Source organism: Bradyrhizobium sp. MOS003 (assembly GCF_003020125.1).
In the GTDB taxonomy this organism is placed as follows: Bacteria; Pseudomonadota; Alphaproteobacteria; order Rhizobiales; family Xanthobacteraceae; genus Bradyrhizobium.
The window spans coordinates 14,190-28,641 of sequence record NZ_PYFW01000010.1; the positions used below are offsets into that span (position 1 = coordinate 14,190).

14 protein-coding genes are annotated in these 14,452 nt (G+C 64.3%); 7 read left to right on the forward strand and 7 right to left on the reverse strand.

The window, feature by feature from the left end; all coding sequences use genetic code 11:
• The first annotated feature begins 30 nt into the window (after positions 1–30).
• Positions 31–2,430 carry an ATP-dependent Clp protease ATP-binding subunit ClpA gene (gene clpA, locus C7G42_RS29725; RefSeq protein WP_106952467.1) on the forward strand — a complete coding sequence of 800 codons (2,400 nt, stop codon included), beginning with the start codon at positions 31–33 and terminating at the stop codon, positions 2,428–2,430.
• A 70-nt stretch (positions 2,431–2,500) separates the two neighbouring features.
• Here clpA and C7G42_RS29730 read toward each other — a convergent pair whose 3' ends face one another.
• The 6 genes from C7G42_RS29730 to C7G42_RS29750 form a co-directional block, all read right to left on the reverse strand.
• Positions 2,501–2,956: a PEGA domain-containing protein gene (locus C7G42_RS29730; RefSeq protein WP_106952468.1), complete on the reverse strand. Its 456-nt coding sequence runs from the start codon at positions 2,954–2,956 to the stop codon at positions 2,501–2,503.
• A gap of 129 nt (positions 2,957–3,085) precedes the next feature.
• A complete protein-coding gene (locus tag C7G42_RS29735) occupies positions 3,086–4,507 on the reverse strand; it encodes an MFS transporter (RefSeq protein WP_106952469.1) in 1,422 nt (473 codons plus the stop codon).
• An 89-nt stretch (positions 4,508–4,596) separates the two neighbouring features.
• Positions 4,597–4,935 (reverse strand): c-type cytochrome, encoded by a 339-nt coding sequence (locus C7G42_RS29740; RefSeq protein ID WP_106952470.1) that lies wholly within the window; start codon positions 4,933–4,935, stop codon positions 4,597–4,599.
• Between the two features lie 13 nt (positions 4,936–4,948).
• The gene (locus tag C7G42_RS35535) at positions 4,949–5,113 is read right to left on the reverse strand and encodes a hypothetical protein (RefSeq protein ID WP_199581209.1); all 165 of its coding nucleotides are present in this window, start codon (positions 5,111–5,113) and stop codon (positions 4,949–4,951) included.
• 72 nt (positions 5,114–5,185) lie between these two features.
• Positions 5,186–6,211, reverse strand: a complete 1,026-nt coding sequence (locus tag C7G42_RS29745; protein WP_106952471.1) for an aldo/keto reductase — start codon at positions 6,209–6,211, stop codon at positions 5,186–5,188.
• Between the two features lie 193 nt (positions 6,212–6,404).
• Positions 6,405–7,361, reverse strand: a complete 957-nt coding sequence (locus C7G42_RS29750; protein ID WP_106952608.1) for an AraC-like ligand-binding domain-containing protein — start codon at positions 7,359–7,361, stop codon at positions 6,405–6,407.
• Positions 7,362–7,556: 195 nt separating this feature from the next.
• Between C7G42_RS29750 and C7G42_RS29755 the strand changes: the two genes are divergently transcribed.
• Both C7G42_RS29755 and C7G42_RS29760 read left to right on the forward strand, forming a co-directional pair.
• Positions 7,557–8,573, forward strand: coding sequence for a carbon-nitrogen hydrolase family protein (locus C7G42_RS29755; RefSeq protein WP_106952609.1), 1,017 nt, complete (start codon positions 7,557–7,559; stop codon positions 8,571–8,573).
• A gap of 28 nt (positions 8,574–8,601) precedes the next feature.
• Positions 8,602–9,642 carry a phenylacetaldoxime dehydratase family protein gene (locus C7G42_RS29760; protein WP_106952472.1) on the forward strand — a complete coding sequence of 347 codons (1,041 nt, stop codon included), beginning with the start codon at positions 8,602–8,604 and terminating at the stop codon, positions 9,640–9,642.
• On the opposite strand, the gene C7G42_RS29765 is transcribed toward C7G42_RS29760, so the two are convergent.
• A complete protein-coding gene (locus tag C7G42_RS29765) occupies positions 9,639–10,277 on the reverse strand; it encodes an HAD family hydrolase (RefSeq protein WP_106952473.1) in 639 nt (212 codons plus the stop codon). The genes C7G42_RS29760 and C7G42_RS29765 overlap by 4 nt on opposite strands.
• 418 nt (positions 10,278–10,695) lie before the next feature.
• Between C7G42_RS29765 and C7G42_RS29770 the strand changes: the two genes are divergently transcribed.
• The 4 genes from C7G42_RS29770 to C7G42_RS29785 all read left to right on the forward strand — a co-directional run bounded on the left by C7G42_RS29770 (position 10,696) and on the right by C7G42_RS29785 (position 14,437).
• Positions 10,696–10,893, forward strand: a complete 198-nt coding sequence (locus C7G42_RS29770) for a hypothetical protein (RefSeq protein WP_244607412.1) — start codon at positions 10,696–10,698, stop codon at positions 10,891–10,893.
• A 17-nt stretch (positions 10,894–10,910) separates the two neighbouring features.
• Entirely contained in the window at positions 10,911–11,138 is a 228-nt protein-coding gene (locus C7G42_RS29775; protein ID WP_245428065.1) for a type VI secretion system-associated protein TagO, read from the forward strand.
• A gap of 96 nt (positions 11,139–11,234) precedes the next feature.
• Positions 11,235–12,155: a class I mannose-6-phosphate isomerase gene (locus C7G42_RS29780; protein WP_106952475.1), complete on the forward strand. Its 921-nt coding sequence runs from the start codon at positions 11,235–11,237 to the stop codon at positions 12,153–12,155.
• On the forward strand, positions 12,152–14,437 hold the full coding sequence (locus tag C7G42_RS29785; protein ID WP_106952476.1) for a glycosyltransferase family 4 protein: 2,286 nt from the start codon (positions 12,152–12,154) through the stop codon (positions 14,435–14,437). The genes C7G42_RS29780 and C7G42_RS29785 overlap by 4 nt, the downstream gene beginning before the upstream one ends.
• Positions 14,438–14,452 lie beyond the last annotated feature (15 nt).

Consider the following 14,452-nt stretch of genomic DNA (forward strand, 5'->3'; position numbering starts at 1 on the left):
TCATGATGGTGGGGGCCATAGAGGACGCGAATGCCGACTTTTTCTCAAAGCCTTGAACAATCCCTGCATCGTGCACTGGCGATCGCAAACGAGCGTCATCACCAATACGCGACGCTCGAGCATCTGTTGCTCTCCCTGATCGACGACTCCGATGCAGCCGCCGTCATGCGCGCCTGCAGCGTCGATCTCGACAAGCTCCGTACGAGCCTGGTCAATTATCTTGAGACCGAGTTCGAGAATCTGGTCACCGATGGCGCCGACGACGCAAAGCCGACTGCCGGCTTCCAGCGCGTGATCCAGCGCGCGGTGATCCACGTGCAATCCTCCGGTCGCGAAGAGGTGACCGGCGCCAACGTGCTGATCGCGATCTTCGCCGAACGCGAGAGCCATGCCGCGTACTTCCTGCAGGAGCAGGACATGACGCGCTATGACGCGGTCAACTACATCAGCCACGGCATTGCCAAGCGTCCGGGCGTCTCCGAGGCGCGGCCAGTGCGCGGCGTCGATGAGGAGACCGAGGCCAAGGGCGGCGCCGAGGACACCAAGAAGAAGGGTGAGGCGCTCGAGACCTATTGCGTCAATCTCAACAAGAAGGCGCGCGACGGCAAGATCGATCCGGTGATCGGACGCAATTCCGAGATCAACCGCGCGATCCAGGTTCTGTGCCGCCGGCAGAAGAACAACCCATTGTTCGTCGGCGAAGCCGGCGTCGGCAAGACCGCGATCGCGGAGGGCCTCGCCAAGCGCATCGTCGACAGCGAGGTGCCGGAAGTCCTGGCGGCCGCCACCGTGTTCTCGCTCGACATGGGCACTCTGCTCGCGGGCACGCGCTATCGCGGCGACTTCGAAGAGCGCCTGAAGCAGGTGCTGAAGGAACTCGAGGCGCATCCCAACGCCATCCTGTTCATCGACGAGATCCACACCGTGATCGGTGCGGGCGCGACGTCGGGCGGGGCGATGGATGCCTCGAACCTGCTCAAGCCGGCGCTAGCCTCGGGCACGATCCGCTGCATGGGCTCGACCACCTACAAGGAGTACCGTCAGCACTTCGAGAAGGACCGTGCGCTGGTGCGGCGCTTCCAGAAGATCGACGTCAACGAGCCGACGGTCGAGGACGCAATCGCGATCCTCAAGGGCCTCAAGCCGTATTTCGAGGACTACCATCGGCTGAAGTACACCAACGAGGCGATCGAGGCTGCGGTGCAGCTGTCCTCGCGCTACATCCACGACCGCAAGCTGCCGGACAAGGCGATCGACGTGATCGACGAGTCGGGTGCGGCGCAGATGCTGGTGGCCGAGAACAAGCGCAAGAAGACCATCGGCATCAAGGAGATCGAGACCACGATCGCCTCGATGGCGCGGATCCCGCCGAAGAGCGTGTCCAAGGACGATGCCGAGGTGCTCAAGCATCTCGAGACGACCCTGAAGCGCACCGTGTTCGGCCAGGACAGGGCGATCGAGTCGCTTGCGGCATCGATCAAGCTGGCGCGCGCCGGCTTGCGCGAGCCGGAGAAGCCGATCGGCTGCTATTTGTTCTCTGGTCCGACCGGCGTCGGCAAGACCGAGGTTGCAAAGCAGCTCGCGGCTAGTCTCGGCGTCGAACTGTTGCGCTTCGACATGTCGGAATACATGGAGCGGCATACGGTATCGCGCCTGATCGGCGCGCCTCCCGGTTATGTCGGCTTCGACCAGGGCGGCCTGTTGACCGACGGCGTCGACCAGCACCCGCATTGCGTGGTGCTGCTCGACGAAATCGAGAAGGCGCATCCCGATCTCTACAACGTGCTGCTGCAGATCATGGATCACGGCCGGCTCACCGACCACAACGGCAAGCAGGTCAATTTCCGCAACGTGATCCTGATCATGACCACGAACGCGGGTGCTTCGGATCTCGCCAAGCAGGCGTTCGGCTTCACGCGCTCCAAGCGGGAAGGCGACGACCACGAGGCGATCAACCGGCAGTTCGCGCCGGAATTCCGCAACCGCCTCGATGCCGTGGTCTCGTTCGGCCATCTCAGCGTCGAGGTGATCGGCACGGTCGTGGAGAAGTTCGTGCTTCAGCTCGAGGCGCAGCTTGGCGACCGCGACGTCACCATCGAACTGTCAGAGCCCGCCAAGGCCTGGCTGGTGAAGCATGGCTATGACGAGCAGATGGGCGCACGTCCCATGGCCCGCGTGATCCAGGAGCACATCAAGAAGCCGCTGGCCGACGAGGTTCTGTTCGGCAAGCTCAAGGGCGGTGGCCACGTCCGCGTCGTCCTGGTCAAGGACGAGGCCGACGAGACCAAGGACAAGATCGGCTTCGAGTTCGTCGAGGGCCCGGTCACGCCGAAGCAGGAGAAGCTGCCCGGTGCCCGCAAGCGTCCGTCGGGCAAGTCCAAGCCGGGCGGCCCGAAGGGGCCAACCAAGGGGCCGCTGGTCAAGGTTTGATCAGCGTGCGACGAATTGCAAAGGCCGGCTGCGAAGCCGGCCTTTTGTTTCTGAGGCTGTGTGCGACCCGTTACGTCCCTGCTTCGTGCGCACGCGCTGGCGCCGGTGCTGGTGGCTTTCTCGGTGCGGCCGGCCGGGCGCGGACCGTTGGCTGCATCGTCACGATGACCGGATTGGGCTTGTGATCGGTGGCCGCTCCCGTTGCGGCATCGACGCCCATGCCGACCACGCCGCCGAGCAGGAGATTGCCCGCGAATCCGGCGGCCCCCGCCGTCGGGATGTCCTTGGTGAGCGGCACGATCTGCGGTTCATAACCGTCCTTCTGGAAGGTGATCGAAATATCTGCGTTCCGCTTGACGACCACGGAGCAGGGCGTCGTGCAGGTGGTCGGAACGTCCATTCCGCTGACGACGGCTTCCACGCCTGAAGGTGTCGATGAGATGCTGATGTTCTCGGTCGTGCCGCGCGTGACAGACGCGCAGCCGCCCAGCATGACGCTGAGCGCCGCAATTCCCACTAAGCGCATGAAGTGCCCCTTATTCCCCGTACCACTCAAGCGCAACCGGAGCGCGAGCGCAAGAGGTCACTGGTCCGGATAGTTAAGCCGCGCAGGAGTTGTGCACGGGAATGGCAGGCACCGAAGGGTGGGCTCCCCTCAGTCGCCACGCAGGCGCTGATCGTCCTGCACGCGGACGTGCTCGGCGCCGCGCGCACCGGCCGGCGACAGTCGCAGCATGCTCAGCACCGCGCCGCAGAGCGCAAAGCCGACGCCGACGAGAAGTGCGAGTCTGGTCCCCTCAACGGGATACCGTCCGAGCAACAACGCCACCAGTGCAGCGCCGGTGGTCTGACCGAGCAGGCGCGCGGTGCCCAGCATGCCGCTGGCGCCGCCGGCACGCTCGCGCGGGGCGGCTGCGATCATGGTGCGGTTGTTGGGCGTCTGGAAGAGGCCGAAGCCGGCGCCCGCCAATGCCATCCGCCAGATTACGTCGAGCGCCGATGGATCCGCCGGGACGAAGGCGAGCGCGGCAAGGCCGCAGGCGAACAGCGTGAGGCCGATGCCGCCGAGCAGGCCGGCCGGGTAGCGCTCGACCAGGCGGCCGGCGAGCGGCGCCGCGAAGGCGACGGCGATCGGCCATGGCGTGATCAAAAGGCCCATATGCACCGCCGAATAGCCGAAGCGGCTCTGAAGGTAGAAGGGCATCGCGACGAAGGCCAGCATCTGCCCGCAGAACGAGGCAATCGAGGTCGCGATCGACAGCGCGAACACCGGGATGCGCAGCAGGTCGACCGGCAGCAGCGGTGAGCTCATGTGCGTTTCGCGCCAGATCAGCAGCGTGCCTGCAACGAGCGCGACGGCGAACTGGATCAGGCAGGTAATGGCAGCCTCGCCGTGACCGACACTGTCGACGGCCGCGATCCCGACGCCGAAGGTGATCGCGGAAAGCCCCGCGCTCTGCCAGTCGAACGAATGGCTGGCCGGCTTGGTGTGCGGCAGGCTGCGCAGGCCCAGGAGCAGCGTCACCGCCCCGAGCGGTACGTTGATGGCGAACAGCCACGGCCAGCTTCCGACCGCGAGGATGCCTGCGGCGATCGTCGGGCCGATGGCGGCCGAGAAGGCCACGACGAGCGCGTTGAGTCCGATGCCGCGGCCGAGTTGGCTGCGCGGGTAGGTGAAGCGCACCAGCGCCGAATTGACGCTCATGATGCCGGCGGCGCCAAAGCCCTGGATGATGCGCGCGATCGTCAGAAGCGGCAGCGTATGCGCCAGCGCGCAGAAGGCGGATGCCAGCGTGAACAGCACCAGCCCGACCAGATAGACCCGGCGATAGCCGATGATCTCGCCGAGCGAAGCCAGCGGCAGCAGCGAGATCGTGATGGCGAGCTGGTAGCCGTTGACGATCCAGATCGAGAAGGCTGGGCTCGCGTTCAAGTCAGCCGCGATCGTCGGCAGCGCGACATTGGCGATGGCGCTGTCGACCACCGCCATGATGATGCCGAGCGCAATGGTCAGCACCGCCTGGTTGCGCTGTGGCTGCGGAAGGCCGTCAGCGTGCTCGATTGTGGTTGACGACATCGTGGAGCGTATTCGGTTGAGGCGGGTTTGCTGGTCCGCAACTTGGTCCGACCCAGGATGGTTCCAGTCAAAGCTGCAGCCGTTCAGCCCTATTTCGGCGTATGCGGTTCCTGAATCGCCCTAAGGTAGTTTACCACGGCCTCCGTGTCTTCGCGGCCGAATCGGGCCGTCGGCATGGCGCGATGAATGCTGCTGTAGCCGTCCTGGAGACGCTGCGTGAAGTCGGGGTCGTAGAGTTTGTTCTCGCCGAGATACCGGAACGGCGTTGCCAACGCGTTGGGGCTCGTGCCCGTCCGGCCGACCGCGTGGCAACGCGCGCACATCCGCTGCAACATTGCTTCAACGCGGCGCTGTTCGAGGTCCAGGGCCTCACTTCCGGTGCTCCACAGAACACCAATGGCCAGCAGCGCCGACGCGCACCTTTTCATCGCGCGCACTCCGTCATTCCCAGCGCGGGGTTGCTTTGGCCCAGACGTAGAGTGTGATCAAGGCGATCGTGAGTCCCGTCGAGAAGATCAGGATGCGGCGATCCCAATCGACCCGCTTTCCTTCGGCGCGGCTCAGATTGAGGGCCGTGAACAGGGCCTTCATGGCAAATCGGCGCATCTGGGGCCTCGAGAGAAGGCACGATGCCACGGCTGCAATGCGCCGGTTTGATTCAGCTCAAGGGTCCGGGTCCTACACCGCCGGCGGGTTGCGGTCGGTGAAGGTCGTGCGCTGGTGCCAGTAGGGATAGGGCAGCGTCACCTTGCTGGCTACGTCGAGCTTTGCGATCTGGTCCTTGGTCAGGGACCAGCCGACCGCGCCGAGATTTTCGCGCAGCTGCGCTTCGTTGCGCGCGCCGATGATCAGCGTCGACACGGTGGGGCGCTGCAACAGCCAGTTCAGCGCGATCTGCGTGACGCTCTTGCCGGTCTCCTTCGCGACCTCGTCGATGGCGTCGACGACGCGATAGACGTGCTCGTCCGGCACGGGCGGACCGAACTCGGCGGTCTTGGGCAGGCGGCTCACCTCGGGCTTCGGCTGACCCCGGCGGATATTGCCGGTGAGGCGTCCCCATCCGAGCGGCGACCAGACCACGGCACCTAATCCCTGGTCGAGGCCGAGCGGCATTAGCTCCCATTCGTAATCGCGCCCGATCAGCGAATAATAGGTCTGGTTGGCGACGTAGCGCGGAAAACCGTGCTTGTCCGCAACCGAGAGCGACTTCATCAGGTGCCAGCCGGAAAAATTGGAAACGCCGACATAGCGGATCTTGCCGGCGCGCACGAGCACGTCAAGCGTTGAGAGGACCTCTTCGGGCGGAGTGAAGGCATCGAAGCCGTGAAGCTGGAACAGGTCGATGTAGTCGGTGCCGAGCCGGCTCAGCGAACCGTCGATGGCTGCGAGCAGATGCTGCCGCGACGAGCCGATATCGTTGGGGCCGTCGCCGAAGCGGAAGGTGGCCTTGGTCGAGACCAGCACCTTGTCGCGGCGGCCCTTGATGGCTTCGCCGAGCACCCGCTCGGACTCGCCGAGCGAATAGACGTCAGCGGTGTCGAACATCGACACGCCGGCCTCGAGGCAGATGTCCAGCAGGCGTCTCGCTTCGGTCGCATCCGTCGTGCCCCACGCCGCGAGGCGACCGACCCCGCCGAAAGTGCCGGTGCCAAGGCTCAGAGCGGGCACCATGAGGCCTGACCGGCCCAAGCGTCGGTATTCCATCGAAATGCTCCTCGGTCGGCCGCTGATTGATCATTGCGGCCTTGGGAGCGAATGTAATGCAAGCGTGCGCCTTGTCCTACTCCGCGCTCACATACCGGCCTTGCTTGGATGCCGTAATCGAGCCGAAGCATATTTCTTGAACGCTGCAGCAACAATGCGCGGCCGATGGGACGAAACTTGTGAAGATGGCTGCTCAGTGCCGCAGCTGGCTCTGCCTGAAATCGCGCGGCGACATGCCGAAATGGTCGCGGAATACGCGGCCGAAATGCGAGAGGTCGTTGAAACCCCAGGCAAAGGCGATCTCGCTGATGTGGCGATGGACGAGTGCCGGCGAGGCGAGGTCGCGACGGCATTGCGCAAGCCGCTCGGCCAGCACGTAACGCTGAAACGAGGTCTGCTCGTCGGCGAGAAGGTCGTTCACGTAGCGCGGCGAGATGCCGAGCGCAGCCGCGGTGTCCGACAATGTCAGGTCGGGATCGGCCAGATGGGCGCGGATGTGCGCCTTGAGCCGGTAGATCAGCGCGGAGCGGTGGGTCGAGGACGGCAGCGACGTCTTGCCGAGCCGCTCGCTCAGCGCCATCGCGAGCAGGTCGACGGCCTGTTCGGACAGAACGGCGGCGTTGCCAGGGGCGAGGCGGTCGGCGCTCTGGCAAAGCCGGAAGATGAAATCATAGGCGAGCCGCTCGAGCGGTGCCTCGGCGCCGAACGACATCGCCGTCAGCGTTTCACTGCCGCCGAGCCGGCGCCGCAACATCTCGTGCGGTACCTTGAAGATGGTCTGCGTGAAGGCGTCGTTGAACTTCAGCTCATAGGGGCGCGTGGTGTCGTAGAGCGCGAACTCGCCGGGATGGATTACGGTCTCGCGGCCATCCTGCACCACGCCGCCGTCGCCGCGATGGCCGAGCGCGACCAGGACGAAATCCTGATCGGAGCGCGCGATGCGGGAGGGCGTGCGGAACACGTGCTGGCGGTCGGAGCAGACCTCGGAGCAGACGGCTTTGCCGAGCGGGACTTGCGTGACCGAGCCGCGAAAGGCGCTGCCGAGATCGGACTTGCAGTCGAGCCCGACGAAGACGTCGCAGACGATGTCCTGCCAGAGCGCGAGCCGCCGATAGCCGGGGCTGCCGTCCGTCGTGAACTGGATTGGCATCTGGCAAGCCTCCCTTTTCCCGTTCAGCAAATCGTCCGTGGGCGGATCCGGCATGACCGGAGGCAAATCCCGTACCGGGCCGAAATCCTGGCCGGTCGAGTTTTTGTTCCGCCGCGGTCGAGCATCCGGTCGCGCGCTTTGGCCCAATAGACTGCATCGGAGACGGTTTCCGATCAACCGGCAATGGAGGCGGCAATGGGCATCGAACATCCGAAATACAAGGTGGCGGTGGTGCAGGCGGCGCCGGCTTGGCTCGATCTCGACGCGTCCATCGACAAATCGATCGCACTGATCAAAGAGGCGGCCGAGAAGGGGGCCAAGTTGATCGCCTTTCCCGAGGCCTTCATCCCCGGCTACCCTTGGCACATCTGGATGGACTCGCCGGCCTGGGCGATCGGGCGCGGCTTCGTGCAGCGCTATTTCGACAATTCGCTGTCCTATGGCAGCCCGCAGGCCGAGCGGCTCCGCGATGCCGTGCGGACAGCAAAGCTCACCGCGGTGATCGGGCTGTCCGAACGTGACGGCGGCAGCCTCTATCTGGCGCAATGGTTGATCGGGCCCGATGGCGAGACCATCGCCAAGCGCCGCAAACTGCGGCCGACCCATGCCGAGCGCACCGTCTATGGTGAGGGCGACGGCAGCGATCTCGCCGTGCACGCGAGGCCGGACATCGGCCGCATTGGCGCGCTGTGCTGCTGGGAGCATCTTCAGCCGCTGTCGAAATACGCGATGTACGCCCAGAACGAGCAGGTGCATGTCGCGGCCTGGCCGAGCTTCTCGCTCTACGATCCCTTCGCGCCGGCGCTTGGCGCGGAGGTCAACAACGCCGCCTCGCGCGTCTATGCGGTGGAGGGCTCCTGCTTCGTGCTCGCGCCGTGCGCGACGGTGTCGCAAGCCATGATCGACGAACTCTGCGATCGGCCGGACAAGCACGCGCTGCTGCATGCCGGCGGCGGCTTTGCCGCGATCTACGGGCCCGACGGCAGCCAGATCGGCGACAAGCTCGCGCCGGATCAGGAAGGGCTGTTGATCGCCGAGATCGATCTCGGCGCCATCGGCGTCGCCAAGAACGCGGCGGATCCGGCAGGGCACTATTCGCGCCCCGACGTGACGCGGTTGCTGCTCAACAAGAAGCGGTACCAGCGCGTCGAGCAGTTCGCATTGCCGGTGGATTCCGTCGAGCCCACGGACATTGCCGCGGCGGCGAGCTGACCACCGGGATCGAGGGGAGGCTACGATCATGGAATCTGCAATTCCTCAGCATCTCGAGACCGAGCGCACGCGCCACAAGCGCGTGCCTGATGATTACCAGCCGCCATATCCGTCTTTCGTGGCGCGCTACAAACCGGCCGTGAGCCGCGTCGTGATGGCTTATTTCGGCGTGCAGTATCGCGGCACGGCGCCGGCGGCCGCAACGGAGGCGCTGCTTGAGATCGCGAAGCGCTTCTCGGTGGAGAGCGGGCCTTCGCACTGGGATCGCGCGCGCTATGTCGACCAGGCCGGCCATGAGACCATCGTTTCGGTTGGCTATTGGGACGACACCGCACGCTTCGACGCCTGGTTCGAACCGGAACGTGCGACATGGACCGGACGGCAGCGCGAGGGCGTCGGCACCTTCATCGAGATGCTGCGTCCAGTTGTGGCACGGCACGAGACGCTGTTCTCCTCGCCCGACCGGACCGAGGGCGTAGCGGCCATCGCCGGCGGCATGAGCGGCGAGGTGCAGGAGCACGCTTATTGGGGCGGTATGCGCGACCGTATCCCGCTGTCGCAAACCGATGCGATGGCACCCGGCGGCGCACCCGAGCTGATCCGCGACGGCGCGCGGCTGCGGGTGGCGGCGCACGACAATCTCTGCCTGATCCGATCCGGGCAGGACTGGAGCGATACCGAGGCGTCCGAGCGAAAGCTCTATCTCGACGACGTCGAGCCGTTGCTGCGCGAAGGCATGGATTTCCTGCGCGACCAGGGGCTTGCGATCGGCTGCTATGCCAACCGCTACATGCAGGTGCTCCAGGCCGACGGCAACGCGAGCGAAAAGTCCTACGGTCAGAGCTGGTGGAAGAGCCTCGCCGCGCTCGAGCGCTGGGCGGAGTCGCATCCGACCCATGTCAGGATTTTTGGTGCGGCTATGAAATATCTCTCGACGCTCGGGCCGTCAGCCAGGCTGCGGCTCTATCACGAGGTCACGGTGGCAGCCGCGGACGAGCAGTTCTTCGAATACCGGGATTGTCACCCGAAGACGGGCATGCTGGCCGCAGTCGAGACGGTCGCCGCTTAGGCCAAGCAATGGCCGAGCAACTCGGGATGCGCGGCGCAGATGTGATGCGCGCCGGCGTCCCTGAGCTCGGCCTCGCTGCCATAGCCATAGAGCACGCCGATCGCGGTCATGCCGTTGGTCCTGGCTCCGACAACGTCGTGGCTGCGATCGCCAATCATGATGGCGCTGCCGGCATCGACCTTGGCTTCGTCGAGCGCGTAGCGCAACAGGTCGCGCTTGTCGACGCGTGTGCCGTCGAGTTCGGAGCCGAACACGCGCTCGAAATAGGGCTTCAGGCCGAAATGATCGACGATGCGGGTGGCGTAGACCGCGGGCTTGCTGGTCGCAACGAACATGCGCTGGCCGGTCGCGGCGAGCGTCGTCAGCGTGTCCACGATGCCGGCATAGGCCTCGTTCTCGAACAGGCCGATATCGGAAAAGCGCTCGCGATAGAGCAGGAGTGCGCGATCGGCGAGTTCGTCGGTTCCGGTGAGCTTCTTGAGGCTGACGTGCAGCGGCGGCCCGATACACCAGGTCAGTTCGTCCTCGCTCGGCACCGCGACATCCAGTCGCTTCAGCGCGTACTGGATCGAGCGGGTGATCCCCGGCTTCGGGTTGGTGAGCGTGCCGTCGAGATCGAAGAAGATTGTCACCATCAGGACAGGCCCAGGTTGAGAGCGCCGCCCCGTTGCGCGGGCGTGACGCATATGTGAATTGGCGGCTCCGAGTTCCTGCCACCAAGTTTGAACATCGCGACAGGTCTGAAGAAGTACCGCCCAGACCGACGAAATTTGGCATGACGTAAACGAGGCGGGCAAGCGGCGCAACTCTGAAACATCGCGGGCTCGCTCACGTCGTACGGCACTTTAAAAGCTCGCTATTCGCAGAACCAAAGCGTATTGTAACTGCATCACCGCCCTTTCCACGGCTTCCATCGGTGACTGAGGGTCACGAGCGCTCCCGCCGACTGAGGAGGAGGGTGCATGCCTCGATTTCGCTTGGCCGATTGGATCGTGCCGCCGGTGATGGTGCCGCTATTTCTCCTGCTCATGGTAGCGGCGGCGGCTCTCCTGCATGGATAGGACGCCGCAACTGCAATATCTGGTCAGCGGTCGCGATCAAAGTGGCTATGTCAGCTTGAGCCGTGACACAACCAGCGCTGCCCTGAAGAAGGCGCGGGAACTTTTGCAGGAAGGCTATCTCGATGTGCGTATATGCACACCACAAGGCCGGCTGCTGCTGTCTGACGAGTTCGATGGGTTCGAGACATGAGAGCCCTCCTGGTCGCATTGGCGCTCGGCACGTTCGCGCAAGGCGCGTTCGCCGCTGAATCCGATTGTCGCGCAATCGAAAGCAGCAGCGGACGGCTCGCCTGTTACGACGCCGCGTTTCCTCCGACACTGAAGAAGCCCAGCGCCGTGGAGAACGACGCATCCCGGCCTCCTTACAAGGACCCGTTCGTTGCAGAAGAGGCGCGAACCGCGGCGAAGCTGAAGAACATCTGCCGCGGTTGTTGATGTCTGTTAACCAAGCAGCGCGGGCTTGGCAGATGGCCGATGGCGCGGACAGGCGCCGTGAACACGAGGATCTGCCATGCTTGAGCCGGACAACAGATGACCATCGAGCATGCCTCGGTAAAGATCGCTCGCAAACCCTGGGGGCGCCTCGATTTGCGACCCTGGAGCAGCATCGACGCTTCGACTGATCCGGTCGGAGAGTTGTGGCTCGAGCGGGCGGACAAGAGCGCGCCCAACCCGGCACTCCTGCTCAAGTTGCTGTTCACCAGCCAGCCCTTGTCGATCCAAGTTCATCCGAATGATGCCTTCGCGCGCTCCATCGGCTTGCCGAACGGAAAGACCGAGGCGTGGTACATTCTCTCGGCGCTGTCGGGCGCGCGCATTGCGTTGGGATTGAATCGGCATCTCACGCAGCAGGAGTTGCGCACAGCAGTCAGGGACGGCTCGATTGAGGACCTCGTGCAATGGCGTCCTGTGGCGCAAGGCGACGTCATCTTCGTTCCCGGCGGTACGATCCACGCCATCGGCGCCGATATCGTGCTCGCCGAAATCCAGCAGCGCAGCGATACGACATTCCGCCTGTTCGATTTCGGCCGGCATCGCGAATTGCACGAGGACAGCGTCGTGGCTGCCTCCGAAGCCGGGCCACCACCGACACAACCGCCTCCGCGACGCCTCACCGATGCGCGAGTGGTTCTGGTCGAGAGTTCGCATTTCGTGTTCGAGCGGATCGACCTTCGGGCGAATTCGCTTTGGGGACTTCAGACTGATCGGGAAGCCTGGATTCTCGTGATCGAGGGGGAGGGATGCATCGGACGGACAAATGCAACCGCCGGGAACGCAATCTTCATTCAATCCGACAGCGCCGGCATCGACGTTGGCTCGAGCGGGATGAGCATCCTGATCGCCTATCCGGGGCCGGATCCAATTGCATCCTTGCTGCTGGATCGCAGCGAACGCATGACAAAGCCCACCGACGCTTCCTTCGGCAGTGAAATCATCGAGGTGCTGACATGACGCCGCTCCGCCGTATCGCCGTCATCGGCAACTCGTTGCCTCGCCGGTGCGGAATTGCGACCTATACGACCGACCTGAAGAACGCGATATCGATTGCGCGCCCGGACCTGGAGGCTTGCATCGTGGCGATGACCGATCGCGGCCAGACCTATGATTATCCTCCAGCGGTTGCCTTCCAGATCAAGGAAGGCAACATCGAAGACTACATGCGTGCGGCGGACTTCCTCAATGCCGGTCAGTTCGACACCGTGTGCCTCCAGCACGAGTTTGGCATTTTCGGTGGTGAAGCCGGTGCCCATATCCTGGTGCTGCTGTCCCGCCTCGCCATGCCGGTGGTGACGACGTTCCATACGGTGCTGGCAAAACCGTCACCCGCGCAACGGACGGTCGTGGAGCGCATCGTCGATGCGTCGTCGAAGGTCGTGGTGATGGCCCACAAGGGCCGCGAGTTGCTGCGCGACGTCTATCTGGTGCCCGACGACAAGATCGAGGTGATCCCCCACGGCATCCCCGATGTCGCCTTCGTCGAGCCCGATGCCGCGAAGGCCAGGCTCGGATTTGAGCAGAAATCGGTGATCCTGACATTCGGGCTGCTGTCGCCCAACAAAGGCATTGACGTAATGATCGATGCGATGCCTTCGATTTTGAAGCGCTGCGAGAACGCGGTCTACGTCGTGCTCGGCGCGACGCACCCCAATTTGGTTCGGAACCAGGGCGAAGCCTATCGCGAAGGCCTGATGGCGCGGGTCCGCGAACTCGGAATAGACGATCACGTGGTGTTCCTCGACCGGTTCGCCGATTTGGCGACGCTGCTCGAATTCATCTCGATGTGCGACGTCTATGTCACGCCTTATCTCGACGAGGCTCAGATGACGTCGGGCACCCTGGCCTACAGTTTTGGAATGGGGAAGCCGGTTGTCTCGACGCCATATTGGCACGCACGTGAGCTGCTTGCTGACGAGTGCGGAGTTCTGGTGCCGTTCGGCGACGCTGCAGCGATCGGCAGCGAGATCGCCAACCTGCTGACCGACGCCGCCCGCCGGCAGGCGATGTCCCGGCGTGCCTATGCGGCGAGCCGGATGATGACATGGGAGCGGGTGGCTGAGCGCTACGCGGCCGTCTTCGAGAATGCGCGGCAGGGACATAGGTTGAAGGTCTTCGTGCGCTCCGACGTGAACGCGCCGGACCTACGTAGTCCCGCGCCGCCCGACATGCAGATCGGCTACTTTCTATCGATGTGCGACGATGTCGGCCTGTTCCAACATGCGGTACATTCGGTGCCCGATCGCGCGCACGGCTATTGCGTCGATGACAACGCGCGAGCGTTGCTTCTGGCCTGCGCTCTCAATGGTCCGGGCGAACGGCCGTTGCCGGATGTCCTGACGATCCGATTTGCAGCCTTCGTACAGCATGCCTGGAATCCCGACACCAGGCAGTTTCGCAACTTCATGGGCTTCGATCGAACCTGGCTCGAGGACAGGGGATCCGAAGATAGTCACGGGCGGACGCTCTGGGCGTTGGGCGAGGCCGCGCGCAGCGACGCGAGCCCGGCCCGGCGCCTTTGGGCTGCTGCCTTGTTCGCCCAGGCATTGTCGATCGCGGAGAGCTTCCGCTCGCCCCGTGCGTGGGCGTTCATACTGCTGGGTCTGGACGCTTACTGCGCCGTAGCGCCGGACGATGTTCACGCCAGGGAAGTCCGGCATTCCCTGGCCGACAGGTTGATGTCCTGCCTGGCGTCGGTCGAGACGCCGGATTGGATATGGTTCGAGGAAGGGCTGGCCTACGAAAACGCGCGATTGCCGCAGGCCCTGATCCTCACGGGTATGGCGACACAGGTGCCTCGATATCTCGATGCCGGATTGAGGTCTCTGCGCTGGCTGATGACGCAGCAAACGTCCACGGCGGGCTGTTTCCGGCCGGTCGGTACCGCTGGCTTCGGAGAGCAGCGTCAGCCGCCCCGTGCCTTCGATCAGCAGCCGGTGGAGGCAACGGCGACGATTGCCGCGTGTCTGGCCGCGTGGCGTGGCGACGGCGATGCCGAATGGAAAGCCATGGCCATGCGGGCCTTCGCCTGGTTTCTTGGCAGGAACGACCTCTCGGTGGCGCTGGTTGATCCGATCACCGGCAGTTGCCGTGATGGATTGCACCCTGACCGGGCAAACGAAAACCGCGGGGGCGAGTCGGTCGTTTGCTATCTCCTCGGGCTTGCCGAGATGCGTCAGCTCGCGCGTGCCCAGAGCCTGATGACAAAACCCGCACCCTTGCGTGCCGTGGGCGCGTGAATTTTCCCCTCCGAT

Coding starts and splice junctions, on each gene's coding strand:
- clpA (WP_106952467.1), top strand. CDS start 31: ATGCCGACTTTTTCTCAAAGCCTTGAACAATCCCTGCATCGTGCACTG.
- C7G42_RS29730 (WP_106952468.1), bottom strand. CDS start 2,956: ATGCGCTTAGTGGGAATTGCGGCGCTCAGCGTCATGCTGGGCGGCTGC.
- C7G42_RS29735 (WP_106952469.1), bottom strand. CDS start 4,507: ATGTCGTCAACCACAATCGAGCACGCTGACGGCCTTCCGCAGCCACAG.
- C7G42_RS29740 (WP_106952470.1), bottom strand. CDS start 4,935: ATGAAAAGGTGCGCGTCGGCGCTGCTGGCCATTGGTGTTCTGTGGAGC.
- C7G42_RS35535 (WP_199581209.1), bottom strand. CDS start 5,113: ATGCGCCGATTTGCCATGAAGGCCCTGTTCACGGCCCTCAATCTGAGC.
- C7G42_RS29745 (WP_106952471.1), bottom strand. CDS start 6,211: ATGGAATACCGACGCTTGGGCCGGTCAGGCCTCATGGTGCCCGCTCTG.
- C7G42_RS29750 (WP_106952608.1), bottom strand. CDS start 7,361: ATGCCAATCCAGTTCACGACGGACGGCAGCCCCGGCTATCGGCGGCTC.
- C7G42_RS29755 (WP_106952609.1), top strand. CDS start 7,557: ATGGGCATCGAACATCCGAAATACAAGGTGGCGGTGGTGCAGGCGGCG.
- C7G42_RS29760 (WP_106952472.1), top strand. CDS start 8,602: ATGGAATCTGCAATTCCTCAGCATCTCGAGACCGAGCGCACGCGCCAC.
- C7G42_RS29765 (WP_106952473.1), bottom strand. CDS start 10,277: ATGGTGACAATCTTCTTCGATCTCGACGGCACGCTCACCAACCCGAAG.
- C7G42_RS29770 (WP_244607412.1), top strand. CDS start 10,696: ATGGATAGGACGCCGCAACTGCAATATCTGGTCAGCGGTCGCGATCAA.
- C7G42_RS29780 (WP_106952475.1), top strand. CDS start 11,235: ATGACCATCGAGCATGCCTCGGTAAAGATCGCTCGCAAACCCTGGGGG.
- C7G42_RS29785 (WP_106952476.1), top strand. CDS start 12,152: ATGACGCCGCTCCGCCGTATCGCCGTCATCGGCAACTCGTTGCCTCGC.